At 62.0% G+C, this 18320-nt stretch carries 18 protein-coding genes and 1 pseudogene; 17 read left to right on the forward strand and 2 right to left on the reverse strand.

Annotation, left to right across the window (positions count from 1 at the left end):
- Positions 1-190: 190 nt before the first annotated feature.
- From flhA to F8N96_RS21615, 15 genes and pseudogenes are all read left to right on the forward strand, one after another.
- A complete protein-coding gene (gene flhA / locus F8N96_RS21545; protein ID WP_150799535.1) occupies positions 191-2320 on the forward strand; it encodes a flagellar biosynthesis protein FlhA in 2130 nt (709 codons plus the stop codon).
- A gap of 11 nt (positions 2321-2331) precedes the next feature.
- Positions 2332-3663: a flagellar biosynthesis protein FlhF gene (gene flhF, locus F8N96_RS21550; protein WP_150799536.1), complete on the forward strand. Its 1332-nt coding sequence runs from the start codon at positions 2332-2334 to the stop codon at positions 3661-3663.
- Between the two features lie 116 nt (positions 3664-3779).
- On the forward strand, positions 3780-4610 hold the full coding sequence (gene fleN, locus F8N96_RS21555) for a flagellar synthesis regulator FleN (protein WP_007975361.1): 831 nt from the start codon (positions 3780-3782) through the stop codon (positions 4608-4610).
- Positions 4607-5347 carry an RNA polymerase sigma factor FliA gene (fliA, locus tag F8N96_RS21560; protein ID WP_150764515.1) on the forward strand — a complete coding sequence of 247 codons (741 nt, stop codon included), beginning with the start codon at positions 4607-4609 and terminating at the stop codon, positions 5345-5347. The genes fleN and fliA overlap by 4 nt, the downstream gene beginning before the upstream one ends.
- Positions 5348-5514: 167 nt before the next feature.
- A complete protein-coding gene (locus F8N96_RS21565; protein WP_162530195.1) occupies positions 5515-5886 on the forward strand; it encodes a chemotaxis response regulator CheY in 372 nt (123 codons plus the stop codon).
- A 22-nt stretch (positions 5887-5908) separates the two neighbouring features.
- On the forward strand, positions 5909-6697 hold the full coding sequence (locus F8N96_RS21570; protein WP_150799537.1) for a protein phosphatase CheZ: 789 nt from the start codon (positions 5909-5911) through the stop codon (positions 6695-6697).
- Positions 6698-6721: 24 nt separating this feature from the next.
- A complete protein-coding gene (locus tag F8N96_RS21575; protein ID WP_150799538.1) occupies positions 6722-8974 on the forward strand; it encodes a chemotaxis protein CheA in 2253 nt (750 codons plus the stop codon).
- Positions 8975-9024: 50 nt separating this feature from the next.
- Positions 9025-10167 carry a protein-glutamate methylesterase/protein-glutamine glutaminase gene (locus tag F8N96_RS21580; protein WP_150799539.1) on the forward strand — a complete coding sequence of 381 codons (1143 nt, stop codon included), beginning with the start codon at positions 9025-9027 and terminating at the stop codon, positions 10165-10167.
- Entirely contained in the window at positions 10167-10907 is a 741-nt protein-coding gene (locus F8N96_RS21585) for a flagellar motor protein (RefSeq protein ID WP_150799540.1), read from the forward strand. The genes F8N96_RS21580 and F8N96_RS21585 overlap by 1 nt, the downstream gene beginning before the upstream one ends.
- Before the next feature lie 15 nt (positions 10908-10922).
- On the forward strand, positions 10923-11816 hold the full coding sequence (motD, locus tag F8N96_RS21590) for a flagellar motor protein MotD (RefSeq protein ID WP_150799541.1): 894 nt from the start codon (positions 10923-10925) through the stop codon (positions 11814-11816).
- A 42-nt stretch (positions 11817-11858) separates the two neighbouring features.
- Positions 11859-12647 (forward strand): ParA family protein, encoded by a 789-nt coding sequence (locus F8N96_RS21595; protein ID WP_150799542.1) that lies wholly within the window; start codon positions 11859-11861, stop codon positions 12645-12647.
- Between the two features lie 199 nt (positions 12648-12846).
- Positions 12847-12927: pseudogene (locus F8N96_RS35880) on the forward strand (outer membrane lipoprotein carrier protein LolA); the annotation flags it as partial.
- Between the two features lie 11 nt (positions 12928-12938).
- Entirely contained in the window at positions 12939-13787 is an 849-nt protein-coding gene (locus F8N96_RS21605) for a CheW domain-containing protein (RefSeq protein WP_150799543.1), read from the forward strand.
- A 73-nt stretch (positions 13788-13860) separates the two neighbouring features.
- Positions 13861-14346 (forward strand): chemotaxis protein CheW, encoded by a 486-nt coding sequence (locus tag F8N96_RS21610; protein ID WP_150764505.1) that lies wholly within the window; start codon positions 13861-13863, stop codon positions 14344-14346.
- Positions 14347-14739, forward strand: a complete 393-nt coding sequence (locus tag F8N96_RS21615) for a DUF2802 domain-containing protein (RefSeq protein WP_150799544.1) — start codon at positions 14347-14349, stop codon at positions 14737-14739.
- 183 nt (positions 14740-14922) lie between these two features.
- Here F8N96_RS21615 and F8N96_RS21620 read toward each other — a convergent pair whose 3' ends face one another.
- Positions 14923-15252, reverse strand: a complete 330-nt coding sequence (locus tag F8N96_RS21620) for an EscU/YscU/HrcU family type III secretion system export apparatus switch protein (protein WP_150799545.1) — start codon at positions 15250-15252, stop codon at positions 14923-14925.
- Positions 15249-16820 carry a flagellar hook-length control protein FliK gene (locus F8N96_RS21625; RefSeq protein WP_150799546.1) on the reverse strand — a complete coding sequence of 524 codons (1572 nt, stop codon included), beginning with the start codon at positions 16818-16820 and terminating at the stop codon, positions 15249-15251. Before F8N96_RS21625 ends, F8N96_RS21620 begins: the two co-directional genes overlap by 4 nt.
- Before the next feature lie 198 nt (positions 16821-17018).
- Here F8N96_RS21625 and ccmA point away from each other — a divergent pair, with 198 nt between their 5' ends.
- Positions 17019-17654 (forward strand): cytochrome c biogenesis heme-transporting ATPase CcmA, encoded by a 636-nt coding sequence (ccmA, locus tag F8N96_RS21630; RefSeq protein WP_150799547.1) that lies wholly within the window; start codon positions 17019-17021, stop codon positions 17652-17654.
- Positions 17651-18319, forward strand: coding sequence for a heme exporter protein CcmB (ccmB, locus tag F8N96_RS21635; RefSeq protein ID WP_064679079.1), 669 nt, complete (start codon positions 17651-17653; stop codon positions 18317-18319). The genes ccmA and ccmB overlap by 4 nt, the downstream gene beginning before the upstream one ends.
- Position 18320: the final 1 nt, after the last annotated feature.

Genomic DNA, 18320 nt, shown 5'->3' on the forward strand with positions numbered 1-18320 from the left:
TGATCTGCACCGGTCCCCTGTGGAAGCGAAACCGGCTTGCCGGCGAAAGCGCCAGTCCTGCCGCCACAAACTCCCGTTAAAACACCCCCCGGCCCCAAAACCCCGCAAAAGTTGGAAGGTTTCTTGCAGTACCCCCTCTACGCCGGCACCCGGCGTCAAAAGTTTGCTTTAAAGGCACGGGGAAAAACCGGTGGATCGCTCTCAGCTACTCAACACTGCTCGCACCAACGTTGCCGACTTGAGTCGGGGCAATCTGGGCGTGCCGTTGTTGTTGCTGGTCATGCTGGCGATGATGATGTTGCCGATGCCGCCGTTCCTGCTGGACGTGTTTTTCACCTTCAACATCGCCTTGTCCATCGTAGTCCTGCTGGTCTGCGTCTACGCCTTGCGCCCCCTGGATTTCGCGGTGTTCCCGACCATCCTGCTGGTGGCGACGCTGCTGCGGCTGGCATTGAACGTGGCCTCCACACGGGTGGTGATGCTCCACGGTCAGGACGGTCATGCCGCCGCCGGCAAGGTGATCCAGGCCTTCGGCGAGGTAGTGATCGGCGGTAACTACGTGGTCGGTATCGTGGTCTTCGCGATTTTGATGATCATCAACTTCGTGGTGGTGACCAAGGGTGCCGGGCGGATTTCCGAGGTGAGCGCGCGTTTCACCCTCGATGCCATGCCCGGCAAACAAATGGCGATCGACGCCGACTTGAACGCCGGTTTGATCGACCAGAACCAGGCCAAGGCCCGACGCTCCGAAGTCGCCCAGGAAGCCGAGTTCTACGGTTCCATGGACGGTGCCAGCAAGTTCGTGCGCGGTGACGCCATTGCCGGTCTGTTGATTCTGTTCATCAACCTGATCGGCGGCATGGCGGTCGGGATCTTCCAGCACGGCATGACCTTCGGCGACGCCGGCAAGGTGTACGCGCTGTTGACCATCGGTGACGGTTTGGTGGCGCAATTGCCATCACTGTTGTTATCGACAGCCGCCGCGATCATGGTGACCCGTGCTTCCGGTTCCGAAGACATGGGCAAGCAGATCAATCGCCAGATGTTCGCCTCGCCGAAAGCACTGGCGGTCGCGGCCGGTTTGATGGCGGTGATGGGGCTGGTGCCGGGCATGCCGCACTTCTCCTTTCTCAGTATGGCGGCCCTGGCGGCCGGCGGCGCGTATCTGTTCTGGAAGAAGCAGAACAGCGTCAAGGTCCAGGCCTTGCAAGAGGTCCAGCGTCAACAGGAGCTGCTGCCGTCGCCGGCCCGCGCCCAGGAAACCAAGGAGCTGGGCTGGGATGACGTCACGCCGATCGATATGATCGGCCTGGAAGTCGGCTACCGCCTGATTCCGCTGGTGGATCGCAACCAGGGGGGGCAGTTGCTGGCGCGGATCAAGGGCGTGCGCAAGAAGCTGTCCCAGGACCTGGGCTTCCTGATGCCGACCGTGCATATCCGTGACAACCTCGACCTGGCGCCGAGCGCCTACCGGCTGACCCTGATGGGGGTGATCCTGGCCGAAGCGGAGATTTACCCGGACCGGGAGCTGGCGATCAACCCGGGGCAGGTCTACGGTACGTTGAACGGCATAAACGCCAAAGATCCGGCTTTCGGTCTGGAAGCGGTGTGGATCGAAGTCAGCCAGCGGGCCCAGGCGCAATCCCTCGGTTACACCGTGGTCGATGCCAGTACCGTAGTGGCAACCCACTTGAACCAGATTCTGTACAAGCACTCCAGTGAGCTGATCGGCCACGAAGAAGTGCAGCAACTCATGCAATTGCTGGGCAAAAGCTCGCCAAAACTGGCGGAAGAGCTGGTGCCGGGCGTGGTCTCGCTGTCGCAGCTGCTCAAGGTGTTGCAGGCATTGCTGGCCGAACAGGTGCCGGTGCGGGACATTCGCAGCATTGCCGAGGCGATCGCGAACAACGCGGCCAAGAGTCAAGATACCGCCGCGCTGGTGGCCGCCGTACGGGTTGGCGTCTCCCGCGCAATCGTCCAAAGCATTGTAGGCACTGACTCCGAGCTGCCAGTGATCACACTGGAGCCAAGGTTGGAACAAATATTGCTCAATAGTCTGCAGAAGGCGGGACAAGGCTCGGAAGAGGGCGTTCTGCTGGAGCCAAGCATGGCTGAAAAGCTGCAGCGTTCGTTGATCGAGGCGGCGCAGCGCCAGGAAATGCAAGGTCAACCGGTGATTCTGCTGGTAGCCGGTCCGGTTCGCGCGATGCTGTCGCGATTTGGCCGGCTCGCGGTCCCGGGTTTGCATGTGTTGGCGTACCAGGAAATCCCTGACAACAAGCAAGTGACCATCGTTGCGACAGTAGGGCCCAACGGCTGAGGTAAGGGTTCATGCAAGTTAAGCGTTTTTTCGCCGCCGATATGCGTCAGGCCATGAAGCTGGTTCGTGATGAGCTGGGCGCTGATGCCGCCATCATCGGCAACCGCCGGATCGCCGGTGGTGTCGAGCTGACGGCTGCCCTGGATTACAAGCTGTCGGCGCTGGCGCCGCGTGTGCCGAACATGGAGCTCGAGGACGAACTGCGCAAGACCCAGTCGCGGATCGTCACCGCCCAGGCCGAATTGAGCCTGCGCAGCGAAGGCGAGAGCGACAAGGGCACCAATCGCCAGCTGTTCGCCGGCCTGCCGTTGACCGCCGCCGAACCGCTGGTCGAGCCGACCTATACCGAGCCTGCGCGTCCTCAACCGGTGCCTGCCGCGGCGGCAACCGGGGGCGTCGACCCGCGCGCCTTCGACTCGATGCGTTTCGAACTCAACAGCCTGCGCGAACTGATGGAAGTGCAGCTGGGTTCTTTGGCCTGGAATCAGCTGCAAGGCAGCCGTCCGGCCCAGGCCAACCTGTGGCGGCGCATGCAACGCATCGGCCTGTCCGGCCCGCTGTCCCGGGATTTGCTGGCAATGATTCCCGACATTGAAGAGCCTCGCCAGGCCTGGCGCATGTTGCTGGCGCACCTGGCGCGGATGATCTCCACGCCGGACATCGAACCCTTGGAAGAGGGCGGCGTGATTGCCATGGTCGGCCCCGCGGGCATGGGCAAGACCACCACCCTGGCCAAGCTCGCGGCCCGTTACGTGCTCAAGTACGGCGCGCAGCATATCGCGCTGGTGAGCATGGACAGCTACCGGATCGGTGCCCAGGAACAGCTCAAGACCCTCGGCCGCATCCTCAATGTGCCGGTGACGCACGTCGACCCGGGGCAATCGTTGGTGCAGGCGCTCGATCCCTTGCTGCGCAAGCGGGTGGTGCTGATCGATACCGCCGGCCTGCAGGCCAGCGATCCGGCGCTGCGCATGCAGCTCGAAAGCCTGGCCGTGCGTGGCATCAAGTCAAAGAATTATCTGGTCCTGGCCACCACCAGCCAGAAACAGGTGCTGTCGGCCGCTTATCACAGTTACAAACGCTGCGGGCTCGCCGGGTGCATCCTGACTAAACTGGATGAAACCGCCAGTCTGGGCGAGGTGTTGAGCCTGGCCATCAGCCAGGATTTGCCGGTGGCTTACCTGACCGATGGCCCGCGGATTCCGGATGATTTGCATCTGCCGCGTCGTCATCAGCTGGTCAGCCGTGCAATCAGTGTGCAAATGCAGGAAGAACCCAGCGAAGAAGCCATGGCTGATATGTTCGCTGATATTTATCACAGCCCGACCAAACAAGTCGGCTGAGGTATTAATGAATAGTTTTTGTACCTACATCGATGGCCTGCCATGCATTGTTCAGTTGGTGAACGCGCAGCCAGTAATGTGGCCTCCGTCTATGCAAGACAAGGTAAAGAAATAACATGGGCAGCATGCATCCCGTACAGGTGATCGCGGTGACCGGCGGCAAAGGTGGCGTCGGGAAAACTAACGTGTCAGTGAACTTGTCCCTGGCTCTCGCTGAGCTCGGCCGGCGCGTCATGCTGCTGGACGCCGATCTGGGGCTGGCGAACGTCGACGTCCTGCTGGGACTGACACCCAAACGGACCCTGGCCGACGTGATCGAAGGCCGCTGCGAGCTGCGCGACGTTCTGTTGCAAGGCCCCGGCGGCATTCGTATCGTCCCGGCCGCGTCCGGCACGCAGAGCATGGTGCATCTGAGCCCGGCGCAGCATGCCGGCCTGATCCAGGCGTTCAGCGATATCGGCGATAACCTCGACGTATTGGTGATCGACACCGCGGCGGGCATCGGTGAATCGGTGGTCAGTTTCGTTCGCGCCGCCCAGGAAGTGTTGCTGGTGGTCTGCGACGAACCGACCTCGATCACGGACGCCTACGCCCTGATCAAGTTGCTTAACCGCGATTACGGCATGAACCGCTTCCGCGTCCTGGCCAACATGGCCCAGAGCCCGCAGGAAGGGCGCAACCTGTTCGCCAAGTTGACCAAGGTCACCGATCGCTTCCTCGACGTCGCCTTGCAATACGTCGGCGCCGTGCCGTACGACGAAAGCGTACGCAAGGCCGTGCAGAAGCAGCGCGCCGTCTATGAGGCCTTTCCGCGATCCAAGTGCTCCCTGGCCTTCAAGGCGATTGCACAGAAGGTCGATACCTGGCCGCTGCCGGCCAACCCCCGCGGGCATCTGGAGTTTTTTGTCGAACGCCTGGTGCAACAAACCGCAGGACCGGTGCTATGACAGCCAGTGGCTACAAATTTTACAAGCAGTCGGCGCGTGACGCGCAGTACGAGCTGATCGAGCGTTACGCGCCACTGGTCAAACGCATTGCTTACCACTTGCTGGCGCGTCTGCCGGCCAGTGTCCAGGTCGAAGACCTGATCCAGGCCGGGATGATCGGCCTGCTGGAAGTGTCGACCAAATATGACGCCGGCAAAGGCGCCAGCTTCGAGACGTACGCGGGCATTCGAATCCGCGGCGCGATGCTCGATGAAGTACGCAAGGGAGACTGGGCGCCCCGTTCGGTCCACCGCAATACCCGCATGGTCAGCGACGCGATTCGCTCGATTGAAGCTAAAACCGGTCGCGACGCTAAAGATCACGAAGTTGCGGCCGAACTCCAATTGAGTCTCGACGATTATTACGGGATTTTGAACGACACCCTGGGCAGCCGGCTGTTCAGTTTCGACGATCTGTTGCAGGACGGCGAACACGAAGGGCTGCACGAGGATGGCGCGAGTGCGCATCCGGAGCCGTCTCGCGATCTGGAAGATGAACGCTTCCAGGCGGCGCTGGCGGACGCGATTGCCAATTTGCCCGAGCGTGAGCGCCTGGTGTTGGCGCTGTACTACGACGAAGAGCTGAATCTCAAGGAAATCGGCGAGGTCCTGGGGGTCAGCGAATCCCGGGTCAGCCAGTTACACAGCCAGTGCGCGGCCCGTTTGCGGGCGCGTTTGGGGGAGTGGCGAGCGCGCTGAAGGCAGTGGGGGGACACTGCGAACGTGGCTGGCGTGGGGGTGAACCGCGCCGGTCTCGATCTGTTGTGCTCCAGACAGTCATCGAGTGCATCGCCGGATTGATTGAAATGGCGCGTCCAGGTGCTGGGCGCGTTTAAGACTGCTTGGAGGTCGAATTGGACAAGAACATGAAGATCCTCATCGTTGATGACTTCTCAACGATGCGGCGGATCATAAAAAACCTGTTGCGTGACCTTGGGTTCACCAACACGGTCGAGGCGGATGACGGCACCACGGCCATTCCGATGCTCAACAGCGGCAGCATCGACTTTCTGGTCACCGACTGGAACATGCCTGGCATGACCGGCATCGACCTGCTGCGCCACGTGCGCGCCAATGAAAAGCTCAAGCACCTGCCGGTGCTGATGGTGACCGCTGAAGCCAAGCGCGAGCAGATCATCGAAGCGGCCCAGGCCGGCGTTAACGGCTATGTGGTCAAACCCTTCACGGCCCAGGCGTTGAAAGAAAAAATCGAGAAGATTTTCGAACGCATTGGTTGAGCAACGGCGCCACGGGGGAGCTATGGAGCAAAGAGAATCTTCACAGGGCGATTTCGAGTCGACCCTGAAAAAACACGCGGTCGAACTGGTCGCAAGCCTTGAAAAAGGCAAGTTCGGCGACGCGGTGCAACTGATCCATGAGCTCAACCAGACCCGTGACCGCGGCCTGTATCAGGAAGTGGGCAAGCTCACTCGCGAGTTGCACAGCGCGATCGTCAATTTCCAGATTGACCCGCACATGCCGCAAGCCGAGGAGGTGTCCCAGATCACGGACGCCACCGAGCGCCTGGGCTATGTGGTCAGGCTGACCGAGGCCGCGGCCAACCGCACCATGGACCTGGTAGAGAACGCCACGCCGCTGGTCAACGGCCTGAGCGACGAAGCCCAGGCGCTGAGCACGGACTGGGGGCGGTTCATGCGTCGCGAAGTCGGAGCTGAAGAGTTCCGCGAACTGGCGCGGCGGGTCGACGGTTTCCTGACACGCAGCAGCGTCGACAACCGCATCGTGTCGAGCAACCTCAACGATATATTGCTCGCTCAGGATTATCAGGACCTGACCGGTCAAGTGATCAAGCGGGTGACCCAATTGGTTACCGAAGTTGAAAGCAACCTGCTCAAACTCGTGCTGATGGCCAGTCAGGTGGACCGCTTTGCGGGCATCGAACATGACCGTGAAGCGATGCGGGCAGAAAAAGATCCGCAAAAAACGCGCTCTCAGGGTGAAGGTCCGCAGATTCATGCCGATAAGAGAGAAGACGTTGTGTCCGGTCAGGACGATGTGGACGATTTGCTTTCCAGCCTTGGATTTTAAGACCTGTTAGGAGCACCCCCCTTAATGAGCTTCGGCGCCGATGAAGAGATCCTTCAGGATTTCCTGGTTGAGGCCGGCGAGATTCTAGAGCAACTGTCCGAACAGCTGGTCGAGCTGGAAAGCCGACCGGATGATGCGGACTTGCTCAATGCAATTTTTCGCGGTTTTCACACTGTAAAAGGGGGCGCCGGCTTCCTCCAGCTCAACGAGCTGGTGGAGTGCTGTCACATCGCCGAGAACGTGTTCGACATCCTGCGCAAGGGTGAGCGTCGCGTCGACTCGGAACTGATGGACGTGGTTCTCGAAGCGCTGGACGCGGTGAACGGCATGTTCACCGAAGTCCGTGAACGCAACCCGGTCACCGCCGCCACGCCTGCATTGCTGGCGGCCCTGGCGCGGCTGGCCGAGCCGCAATCGGCGGACGAAGCGGCACCGGTAGCCGCCGTGGCGCCTGTGGCTGACAGCGCGCCGGAGGACATCACCGACAATGAATTCGAACAACTGCTGGACTCGCTGAACGCGATCAAGGCGCAGGCCGAGGCGGCGCCTTCCGCGCCGGCGCCGGTCAGCCCTGATACGGCGGCCAGCGACGACATCACCGATGCCGAGTTCGAGTCGTTGCTCGACCAGTTGCACGGCAAAGGCCGGTTCGCCGTCGACGCCGTGGTTGCGCCAGCAGTACCAGCAGCGCCCGCCGCACCGGCCGCGCCGAAAGCGGCAGGCGACAGCTGCGACATCACCGACGAAGAATTCGAAGCGCTGCTCGATCAACTGCATGGCAAGGGCAACTTCGCGGTCGAAGCGCTGGAGTCGGCGATTGCTTCGGCTCCGGTCCCGGCCGCGCCAACGGCCGCAGCGGTGGGCAGCGACCTGATCTCCGATCACGAGTTCGAAGCGCTGCTCGACGAATTGCACGGCAAAGGCAAGTTTTCTGACATCGGCACCGCGACCGGCGCCAGTGCGTCGGTGGCCACACCGGTCGCCAAGGCTGCAGCGCCCAAACCGGTCGCCAAAGCCCCCGCGCCACAAGTCGAAGCCGCGAAGGCCAGCCCGGCGCCTGCGCGTGCACCCGTGGCGCCACCGCCTGAGAAACCCACCGGCGGCGAAGCCGAGACCACCGTACGGGTCGACACCGCTCGGCTCGACGAAATCATGAACATGGTCGGCGAGCTGGTGCTGGTGCGTAACCGCCTGGTGCGCCTGGGTGCCAACAGTGCCGATGAGGCCATGTCCAAGGCCGTGTCGAACCTCGACGTGGTCACGGCCGACCTGCAGACCGCGGTCATGAAGACCCGGATGCAACCGATCAAGAAGGTCTTCGGACGTTTCCCGCGCCTGGTTCGCGACCTGGCGCGCCAGCTCAAGAAAGAGATCAACCTGGAGCTGGTCGGCGAAGAAACCGACCTCGACAAGAACCTGGTCGAGGCGCTGGCCGATCCGCTGGTCCACTTGGTGCGCAACGCCGTCGACCACGGCATCGAATCGCCGCAAGAGCGCGAAGCCGCAGGCAAGTCCCGCGGCGGCAAGGTGATTCTCGCGGCCGAGCAGGAAGGCGACCACATCCTGCTGTCGATTTCCGATGACGGCAAAGGCATGGACCCGAACGTCCTGCGCGCCATCGCGGTAAAACGCGGGGTGATGGACAAGGACGCGGCCGAGCGCCTGAGCGACACCGAGTGCTACAACCTGATCTTCGCCCCGGGGTTCTCGACCAAGACCGAGATCTCCGACGTGTCGGGTCGTGGCGTGGGCATGGATGTGGTGAAAACCAAGATTTCCCAGCTCAACGGTTCGATCAACATCTACTCGGCCAAGGGCCAGGGCTCGAAGATCGTCATCAAGGTGCCGCTGACCCTGGCGATCATGCCGACGCTGATGGTCATGCTCGCCAACCAGGCGTTCGCCTTCCCGCTGGTGAACGTCAACGAGATCTTCCACCTCGACCTGTCGCGCACCAACGTGGTTGACGGCCAGGAAGTGGTGATCGTGCGCGACAAGGCGCTGCCACTGTTCTACCTCAAGCGCTGGCTGGTCCGTTCCGCCGCTCACGAAGAGCAGCGTGAAGGCCATGTGGTGATCGTTTCGGTGGGCATCCAGCGGATCGGCTTCGTCGTCGATCAACTGGTGGGCCAGGAAGAAGTGGTCATCAAGCCATTGGGCAAGATGCTCCAGGGAACCCCGGGCATGTCGGGCGCCACCATCACCGGTGACGGCCGCATCGCGCTGATTCTCGATGTTCCGAGCATGCTCAAGCGTTACGCCACGCGGCGTATTTGATTCTGGGGCGGCGGGGCGACAAAGGCCCCGCTGCGCCTAATGGAGTGTTTATGGCAGTCAAAGTCCTGGTGGTGGACGATTCGGGGTTTTTCCGCCGCCGCGTCTCGGAAATTCTTGCAGCCGATCCGAACATCCAGGTCGTCGGCACGGCGACCAACGGCAAAGAGGCGATCGATCAGGCGCTGGCCCTCAAGCCGGACGTGATCACCATGGACTACGAGATGCCGATGATGGATGGCATCACCGCCGTGCGGCACATCATGCAACGCTGCCCGACCCCGGTGTTGATGTTCTCCTCGCTGACCCATGAAGGCGCCCGGGTCACCCTGGATGCACTGGACGCCGGCGCGGTGGATTTCCTGCCGAAGAATTTCGAAGACATCTCGCGCAACCCGGAGAAGGTCAAGCAACTGCTGTGCGAGAAGATTCTGAGCATCTCGCGCAGTAACCGTCGTGTCAGCGCCTACAGCGCTCCGGCTCCGGTCCCGGTCGCCGCGCCTGTGCCTACGCCTGCGCCTTCGAGCGTCAGCAATTATGGCAGCAGCGCGCCTGCACGTCCGGTACCCGCTCCGGCGCCGATTCCAGCGCGTACGCACGCCCCGGCATCGTCGTCGCCAGCACCCAGGCGTAAAGCCTACAAACTGGTCGCCATCGGCACCTCCACCGGCGGCCCGGTTGCCCTGCAGCGGGTGCTGACCCTGTTGCCGGCCAACTTCCCGGCACCGATCGTGTTGATCCAGCACATGCCGGCGGCCTTCACCAAGGCATTCGCCGAGCGGCTGGACAAGCTCTGCCGCATCCACGTCAAGGAAGCCGAGGATGGCGACATCCTGCGTCCGGGCCTCGCGCTGCTGGCTCCGGGGGGCAAGCAGATGATGATCGACGGCCGTGGCGCGGTGAAAATCCTCCCGGGTGACGAGCGCCTGAACTACCGGCCGTGCGTGGACATCACCTTCGGCTCGGCGGCCAGGTCCTACGGTGACAAAGTTCTGGCGGTGGTGTTGACCGGCATGGGCGCCGACGGTCGCGAAGGTGCGCGCCTGCTCAAGCAGAGCGGCAGCTCGATCTGGGCTCAGGATGAAGCGAGCTGCGTGATCTACGGCATGCCGATGGCCATCGTCAAAGCCGAACTGGCCGACGCGGTGTATGGCCTGGACGAGATTGGCAGGCACCTGGTCGAGGCGTGTGTCTGATGGATGTTCTGAGCCTGATCGGGATCATCATGGCATTTGTCGCGATCATCGGCGGCAACTACCTTGAAGGCGGTCACCTCGGTGCACTGGCCAACGGCCCGGCGGCATTGATTGTCATCGGCGGGACCGTCGGCGCGGTACTGCTGCAGTCGCCGATGAGCGCCTTCAAGCGCGCCCTGCAGATTCTGGTGTGGATTTTGTTCCCGCCGCGGGTGGACCTGGCCGGCGGTATCGATCGCGTGGTGGGCTGGAGCCTGACCGCGCGCAAGGAAGGTCTGCTCGGCCTGGAAGGGGTGGCCGACGCCGAACCCGACAACTACTCGCGCAAAGGCCTGCAACTGCTGGTGGACGGGGCCGAGCCGGAATCGATCCGCAGCATTCTGGAGGTGGATTTCTACACCCGGGAAAGCCGCGACATCGAGGCCGCCAAAGTCTTCGAAAGCATGGGCGGCTACGCGCCGACCATCGGTATCATCGGTGCGGTAATGGGCCTGATCCACGTCATGGGCAACCTGGCCGATCCGTCACAATTGGGCAGCGGCATTGCCGTGGCCTTCGTCGCCACCATTTACGGCGTGGCCAGTGCCAACCTGGTCCTGCTGCCGATTGCCGCCAAGCTCAAGTCTGTCGCCCTGCGCCAGTCGCGTTACCGCGAGATGTTGCTGGAAGGCATCCTGTCGATCGCCGAAGGTGAAAACCCTCGCTCTATCGAGTTGAAGCTTCAAGGCTTCATGGATTGATGGAGGTCATGGACGATGGCTCGTCGCCGGCAACCTGAAGAAACCGTCAATCGCGAACGCTGGCTGGTGTCCTATGCGGACTTCATCACCTTGCTGTTCGCCTTTTTCGTGGTGATGTACTCGATCTCTTCGGTCAACGAAGGCAAGTACAAAGTGATTTCCGAAGCGTTGATCGGCGTCTTTACCGACGCCGACCGCGCGCTCCTGCCGATTCCCATCGGCGACGAACGACCGAAGACCGTGACCCCGGCCAAGCCGCTGGTCAAGGACAGCGAGCAGATCGACGCGGGCATCGCCCAGGCCGCCAACGATCCGCTGAACAGCATCGCCGATGACATCAGCGCGGCGTTCGGCGACCTGATCAGCGCCAACCAGATGACCGTGCGCGGCAATGAGTTGTGGGTCGAGATCGAGCTCAATTCCAGCCTGTTGTTCGGCAGCGGCGACGCCATGCCCAGCGACATCGCGTTCAACATCATCGACAAGGTCGCCGCGATCCTGAAGCCGTTCGACAACCCGATCCATGTCGAAGGTTTCACCGACGATCGTCCGATCCGCACCGCGCAGTACCCGACCAACTGGGAGCTGTCCTCGGCCCGGTCGGCGAGCATCGTGCGCATGCTGGCGATGCAGGGGGTGAACCCCGGCCGTCTGGCGTCGGTGGGTTACGGCGAGTTCCAACCGGTGGCCAACAACGCGACCGCCGAGGGCCGGGCGCGCAACCGTCGCGTGGTGCTGGTGGTGTCGCGAAACCTGGATGTGCGTCGCAGCCTGACCGGCACCGGAACCGCCCATGCCAAGCCGGATGCAGCCTTGAAGCGTGCTGGCACACAAACTGCACCGACCCTGGTCAAGTCGCCGGGACGAGAGAGCGCCGTCAATTCTCCGTCACCTGCATTAATACGCTGAGCTATTTCTCGGTCGTATCTGTCGACCGGGAGGAACAATCCAATGAGAGTCTGGGCAGTCGCCAATCAAAAGGGTGGTGTCGGTAAAACCACTTCCTCCATCGCTCTAGCCGGGTTACTGGCCGAGGCGGGCAAGCGCGTGGTCGTGGTCGATCTCGACCCCCACGGCTCCATGACCAGTTACTTCGGTTATGACCCCGATAAACTGGAACACAGCGTCTACGACCTGTTCCTGCACAAGGGTAGCGTGCCCGCGGATTTGCCCGGCCAGCTGTTGTTGTCCACCAGCCATGAACATATCTCGCTGTTGCCGTCGAGTACCGCGCTGGCGACCCTCGAGCGCCAGTCGCCGGGCCAGAGCGGCCTGGGCCTGGTGATTGCCAAGACGCTGGCGCAGTTGTGGCAGGACTTCGATTACGCCGTGATCGACAGCCCGCCGTTGCTCGGCGTGCTGATGGTCAATGCCTTGGCGGCGAGCCAGCAGCTGGTTATTCCAGTGCAGACCGAGCACCTGGCGGTCAAGGGCCTGGAACGCATGGTCAGCACCCTGACGATGATCAACCGCTCGCGCAAGCAAGCGCTGCCGTTCAGCATCGTGCCGACCTTGTTCGATCGCCGCACCCAGGCCTCCCTCGGGACGTTGCGGGTGTTGCGCGAAAGGTACCCGGAGGAGATCTGGCAGGGCCACATCCCGGTCGACACCCGCTTGCGGGACGCCAGCCTTGCTGGCATGACGCCTTCGCAATTCGACAGCAAGAGCCGCGGCGTCCTCGCCTACCGCGCCCTGCTCAAGCACCTGCTGGCGGCACAACTCGTTCCGCAGGTGGCCTGAGATGTGCCTGCCCCCGGTAGGAGCAAGCTTGCTCGCGATGGTCGTCAACGATAACGCTAAAAACCTGACACCCCACGGCGCTCTCGTGTTTTTCGCTGTAGGAGCAAGCTTGCTCGCGATGGTCGTCAACGATAACGCTAAAAACCTGACACCCCACGGCGCTCTCAGGTTTTTCGCTGTAGGAGCAAGCTTGCTCGCGATGGTCGTCAACGATAACGCTAAAAACCTGACACCCCGCGGCGCTCTCGTGTTTTTCGCGAGCAAGCTCGCTCCTACAATGGGTGGGCGTCAGTGAACAGGCCGGCAAAGATCACTTCACGCCCGCAACTGGCGCTGCAGTCCTATCTGGACAACTTGCTGATGGACGCGACCGACGAGTTCACGGCGGACGTCCCCGAGGTGGTCGAAGACGACAGTGCGCTGGATGAATTCCAGGCGGCGGTGCTTGAAGAGCAAGCCCGTGATGCGCAGATCGTGCCGGTGCCATTGGCGAAGATCCCGGTGACCGTGGTCGACGCGCCAGCACCGGTTCCGGCACCCGTTCCCACCGTCTCTGCGCCGTTGCAAACCCTGGTACCGCCGTTAGTCGAAGTCCATCAAGCTCCCGCCGCAACACCACCAATGATTGAAACAAACGGTCGTCCTTCATGGGCCGCCGAGCCATTCGAATGCCTGTTGTTCGACGTCGCCGGGTTGACCCTGGCGGTGCCGCTGGTGTGCCTGGGTTCGATCTATTCGTTGGCCGGTCACGAACTGACACCGCTGTTCGGTCAGCCGGACTGGTTCCTCGGGATCCTGCCGAGCCAGGCCGGCAACCTGAAGGTGCTGGATACCGCGCGCTGGGTCATGCCCGATCGTTACCGCGACGATTTCCGCCAGGGCCTGCAATACGTCATTTCGGTGCAGGGCCACGAGTGGGGGCTGGCGGTGCATCAGGTCAGCCGTTCGTTGCGCCTGGACCCGAACGAAATCAAGTGGCGTAGCCACCGCGGTCAGCGGCCATGGCTGGCGGGCACGGTGATTGAACACATGTGTGCATTGCTCGACGTTACCGAACTGGCCGAGCTGATCGCCAGCGGCGGGGCAAAGCACATGGGCGGCAGCAAAGCCGGCCCGTCAAACGACATAGAAGCTACATGACAATCAGGGGGCGGCACTCCATGTCGCCGCACAGAACACACACCGCCAGGGCGGTTTATCGAAGGATCAGGGTATGAATGATAAGGCGTCGTCTGCAAAAGGTTCCGAAGATCCGATCCTGCAATGGGTAACCTTCAAGCTGGACAATGAGACCTACGGCATCAACGTGATGCGCGTTCAGGAAGTCCTGCGCTACACCGAAATCGCCCCGGTCCCGGGTGCCCCGAGTTACGTGTTGGGCATTATCAACCTGCGCGGCAACGTGGTCACCGTGATCGACACCCGTCAGCGCTTCGGCCTGATGAACGCCGAGATCAGCGACAACACCCGTATCGTCATCATCGAGGCCGACAAGCAAGTGGTCGGGATCATGGTCGACAGCGTGGCCGAAGTGGTTTACTTGCGTCAGTCGGAAATCGAAACCGCGCCGAACGTCGGTAGCGACGAGTCCGCCAAGTTCATCCAGGGCGTGTGCAACAAGAACAACGAATTGCTGATCCTGGTCGAACTGGACAAGATGATGAGCGAAGAAGAATGGTCGGACCTGGAGAACATCTGATTGATGCTTGAGGTGGCGGTCGTTGTCCTGTTCCTTTTATGGGCAGGCATGCTGGCGATGTTCCTGGCCTACGTTCGCGCGCAAAAGCTGATCGCCGCGCAACAAGCCCGGGGCGATGCGCTGCGCGATCAGCGCATCAAGGACCTGGCCAGGCGCCTCGACGATTACCAGAACAGCAGCGTGCGCATGGGGCAGGAGCTGCAAGAATTGCGCGCGGTGGTCGGGCCGTTGCCGGACAAGCTGATCCAGCTGGAACAGCGCGACCCGTCGAGCCTGTCGTTCGCCCAGGCGGCTCGCCTGGTGGGCATGGGCGCGAGCGTCAACGAACTGACTCAGTCCTGCGGCTTGACCCAGGCTGAGGCAGAGTTAATGAGCAAGCTGCACAAAACCTGAAAGACTGTTCACGATCCCCTGTAGGAGCTGGCTTGCCAGCGAAGGCGGCCTCAAGCCATGCAGCGCTCATGCGAACGCCTTCGCCGGCAAGCCGGCTCCTACACGAGTTGGCGTTGCCAATTCATCGATACACAGCTGATCCCTGTTGCAAACTCGCTCCTACAAGGTGGCGTCCTCGACATCTCAGTAGTCATCCCCGCGATCGGTGATGTCCTTCTCGACCGCAGGCCCATCCGGATCCTGTCCCTGGGGAAACTTACCCTTCAAATTCCACGCAAACGCAATAATCTCGGCAATCGTGCGATACAACTCCTCCGGAATACTTTCCCCCAATTCCATCCGCGCCAGCAACTTCACCAGTTCGGCGTTCTCGTAAATCGGTACTTCATAATCGCGGGCAATCTTCAAAATGGCTTCGGCCAGGGCATCGTCACCTTTCGCCGTGAGGGTAGGGGCGTGGCTGCCATCGTATTTGAGGGCGATGGCCTGGCGCGGGATGTCAGGGGTTTTCATGCGGTTTCGTCGACCCAGCGTTGTTCGAGATTGGTTTGGGCGCCTTGCGGCGGTGTGCCGAGGTGGCAATCGATGTCGCCGACGTTCAGGCCGCAGGACAGCAGGCGTTGGCGCAGACCGGCCAGATTGCTTTCGATCAGGCGGGCGGTGCAGGGGCGCTCGGCCCATAGCTGGCTGGAGAGGCTGCCACTGATCAACTGCGCTTGAACCTGCAATGGCCCCAGTGGCTCCATGTCGAACGCCAACTCGACGCGCCAGAGGTGTTGCTTGGGCGGGCGTTCTTCGTGACGTTCTTTTGGCTGCTGCTGTTCGGGCGCTTCTTCGCGCTGGAACTTGACTTGCAATGGCACGATGTCCTGCAGATTGCGCATCGGTATTTCCAGCTGCCAGGTGCTCATCTGGCGCCCGTCACTGGTCACGCCGGTCTGTTCCAGGCTCGACAGCTGATGATTTTGCAAGCGTGACACCGCTGCCGCGGCCAGGCGCAGCAGGTGTTCGAGATCGTCCTCGCCATCCGCGCTTTGCAACAGGCGCTCGGGCAGGGGGAAGCTGGTCGGCGACGGTTTGGCGCTGACCTGCCCCAGCATGCCGAGGGCGCTGCGCACGAAACCCGGCATGGCCTGGGCCAGGGTATTGGCGGCTATGATCGCATTCAGATTGGTGTTGGCCGCCAACCCCGGGGTCAATTGTGCGATCAGCCTGAGCAGGTCGCCCTTCATGTCCGGCGCCAGCGTCGGGTTCTGCCCGCCGAGCAGTTTCGCTTCGAGGAACAGCCCGCTGCCGGCCAGTGCCTGGGCCAGGCCCTTGGGCGTACTGAGTTGATGCACGTCCGGCAGGCCGGCGAGCAGCTTGTCCACGGCAGCGCGCACTTCGCTGGATGTCTGATCGGCGGGCAGGTTTTGCAGCAGTTTCAACAGCCCGTCGATCGAACCCTGGCGACTCTGCTGGCTGACCAGTTGCTGGCTCACCGCCAGTTGTTCCTGGCGGCTGCTCAACGGCACGAACTTCAAGGTCTGGGCGTCCTGCACCCGCGCGCTCAACAAGGTGCCGATGGGCAGTGGCTGTGGGCTGTCGATGCTCAGTGTACTGCCGCTCAGCGCCGTATTGAGCAGGCTCACCATCGAACGAAAGACCGTTGCCTGACCCGGAACCTGGGGCATCACTTGCGAGGTCAGCACTTTGCCTTGCAGCAGGGTGCCGGCCGGCAGTTGTACGGTGTCGATGCGGGTGAGGGTGGCGATGCTGGAGGCGACGGCCTGTTGCACGCTGATCGCCAGGTTGCCTGCCGATGGCTGGGTGATCGCCAGGTGGGTGCCCTGGAGCAGCGGCTGGGTACTGGTGGCCTGGACCGTGGTCTGGCGGCCACTGTCGAGGGTGACCTTCAGCAGCAGTTGAAACGTCTGTTCCGCCTGCTTGAGCGACAGCACTTCGGCCTTGGCGCCCTGACCGGTGCCGATCAGGCCCTCCATCGGCGTCAGCAACTTGAGCAACTCACCGCCGACCGCCTGCGCACGTGGCGTCGCAGGCGCGGTTGGCGGTAGCGGAAGGATGTTCATTTCGCCTGTCATATGCGGTCACAACCTGAGGAAATTGCCCTCTTGAGAGTAGGGCATGGCATGTATAATGCGGCCCCGTTGTATCCGGGGCGCTGAAATCATTTGCAAATACTTGATCTGGCGCCTTAGACCGAGCCGCCAAAGCATTTATCCTGCATCTCTTTAGCGGCCGCACCGCTGCCGACTTGAACCCTAAAGGCCCGTGATCTCTTGACCAGTCCTGTCCTGCAAACCGTTGCCCTTGCCTGTGAGCGAGACCTTCGGCTGCTTTTCGAAAATCTCGAATTGAGACTGGCCAGTGGCGAAATGGTGCAAATCAGTGGCCCTAACGGCAGCGGCAAGACCAGCCTGCTGCGTCTGCTTTGCGGTCTGATGCAGCCGACCGCCGGCCAAGTATTGCTCAACGGCCAGCCGCTGAACGAGCAACGCAGTGAACTGGCACACAACCTGCTGTGGATCGGCCATGCCGCCGGGATCAAGGACCTGCTGACCCCGGAAGAAAATTTGAGCTGGCTCTGCGCCCTGCATCAACCGGCCTCCCACGAGGCAATCTGGCACGCGCTGGCCGCGGTCGGATTGCGCGGTTTCGAGGATGTTCCGTGCCATACCCTGTCCGCCGGCCAGCAGCGCCGCGTGGCATTGGCGCGGTTGTACCTGGAAAGCCCGGCGCTGTGGATCCTCGATGAGCCCTTTACCGCGCTCGATAAACAAGGCGTGACGCAACTTGAAGAACACCTGGCCGCACATTGCGAAAGCGGTGGCATGGTGGTGCTGACCACGCACCACACCCTGAGCCGGATGCCGGCCGGTTATCGCGACATTGATCTGGGGAACTGGGCCGTATGACTGTCTTCGGCCTGTTGGTCGCCCGCGAGGCCCGTTTGCTGTTCCGCCGTCCCGCGGAATTGGCCAACCCGCTCGTATTCTTCGCGATCGTCGTTTCGCTGTTCCCGTTGGCGGTCGGGCCCGAGTCTCAATTGTTGCAAACCTTGTCTCCGGGACTGGTCTGGGTGGCGGCCCTTTTATCGGTTTTGCTCTCGCTGGACGGGCTCTTCCGCAGTGATTTCGAGGATGGTTCCCTGGAACAGTGGGTCCTTTCGTCGCACCCCCTGCCTCTTCTGGTATTGGCCAAGGTACTGGCACACTGGGCCTTCTCTGGCCTGGCACTGGTTTTGCTCGCACCACTGCTGGCGTTGATGCTCGGTTTGCCTGCCGCCTGTCTGCCGGTGTTGCTGCTTTCGTTATTGCTGGGTACACCGGTGCTGAGCCTGCTCGGTGCGGTGGGCGCGGCGCTGACGGTGGGGTTGAAGCGCGGCGGCCTGCTGCTGGCGTTGCTGATCCTGCCGTTGTACATCCCGGTGTTGATCCTGGGCAGTGGCGCCTTGCAGGCGGCCCTGCAGGGCATGCCGGCGACCGGTTATCTCCTGTGGCTTGGCAGCCTGACCGCCCTGGCGATAACCCTGACACCTTTTGCAATAGCTGCTGGCCTGAAGATCAGCGTCGGCGAATAAT

This window comes from Pseudomonas fluorescens (genome assembly GCF_902497855.1).
Taxonomy (GTDB): Bacteria; Pseudomonadota; Gammaproteobacteria; order Pseudomonadales; family Pseudomonadaceae; genus Aquipseudomonas; species Aquipseudomonas fluorescens_BI.

What these genes read in the sequence shown, in the direction of transcription:
- flhF (WP_150799536.1), top strand. Translation starts at nt 2,332, where the DNA reads ATGCAAGTTAAGCGTTTTTTCGCCGCCGATATGCGTCAGGCCATGAAG.
- fleN (WP_007975361.1), top strand. Translation starts at nt 3,780, where the DNA reads ATGGGCAGCATGCATCCCGTACAGGTGATCGCGGTGACCGGCGGCAAA.
- fliA (WP_150764515.1), top strand. Translation starts at nt 4,607, where the DNA reads ATGACAGCCAGTGGCTACAAATTTTACAAGCAGTCGGCGCGTGACGCG.
- F8N96_RS21565 (WP_162530195.1), top strand. Translation starts at nt 5,515, where the DNA reads ATGAAGATCCTCATCGTTGATGACTTCTCAACGATGCGGCGGATCATA.
- F8N96_RS21570 (WP_150799537.1), top strand. Translation starts at nt 5,909, where the DNA reads ATGGAGCAAAGAGAATCTTCACAGGGCGATTTCGAGTCGACCCTGAAA.
- F8N96_RS21575 (WP_150799538.1), top strand. Translation starts at nt 6,722, where the DNA reads ATGAGCTTCGGCGCCGATGAAGAGATCCTTCAGGATTTCCTGGTTGAG.
- F8N96_RS21580 (WP_150799539.1), top strand. Translation starts at nt 9,025, where the DNA reads ATGGCAGTCAAAGTCCTGGTGGTGGACGATTCGGGGTTTTTCCGCCGC.
- F8N96_RS21585 (WP_150799540.1), top strand. Translation starts at nt 10,167, where the DNA reads ATGGATGTTCTGAGCCTGATCGGGATCATCATGGCATTTGTCGCGATC.
- motD (WP_150799541.1), top strand. Translation starts at nt 10,923, where the DNA reads ATGGCTCGTCGCCGGCAACCTGAAGAAACCGTCAATCGCGAACGCTGG.
- F8N96_RS21595 (WP_150799542.1), top strand. Translation starts at nt 11,859, where the DNA reads ATGAGAGTCTGGGCAGTCGCCAATCAAAAGGGTGGTGTCGGTAAAACC.
- F8N96_RS21610 (WP_150764505.1), top strand. Translation starts at nt 13,861, where the DNA reads ATGAATGATAAGGCGTCGTCTGCAAAAGGTTCCGAAGATCCGATCCTG.
- F8N96_RS21620 (WP_150799545.1), bottom strand. Translation starts at nt 15,252, where the DNA reads ATGAAAACCCCTGACATCCCGCGCCAGGCCATCGCCCTCAAATACGAT.
- F8N96_RS21625 (WP_150799546.1), bottom strand. Translation starts at nt 16,820, where the DNA reads ATGACAGGCGAAATGAACATCCTTCCGCTACCGCCAACCGCGCCTGCG.
- ccmB (WP_064679079.1), top strand. Translation starts at nt 17,651, where the DNA reads ATGACTGTCTTCGGCCTGTTGGTCGCCCGCGAGGCCCGTTTGCTGTTC.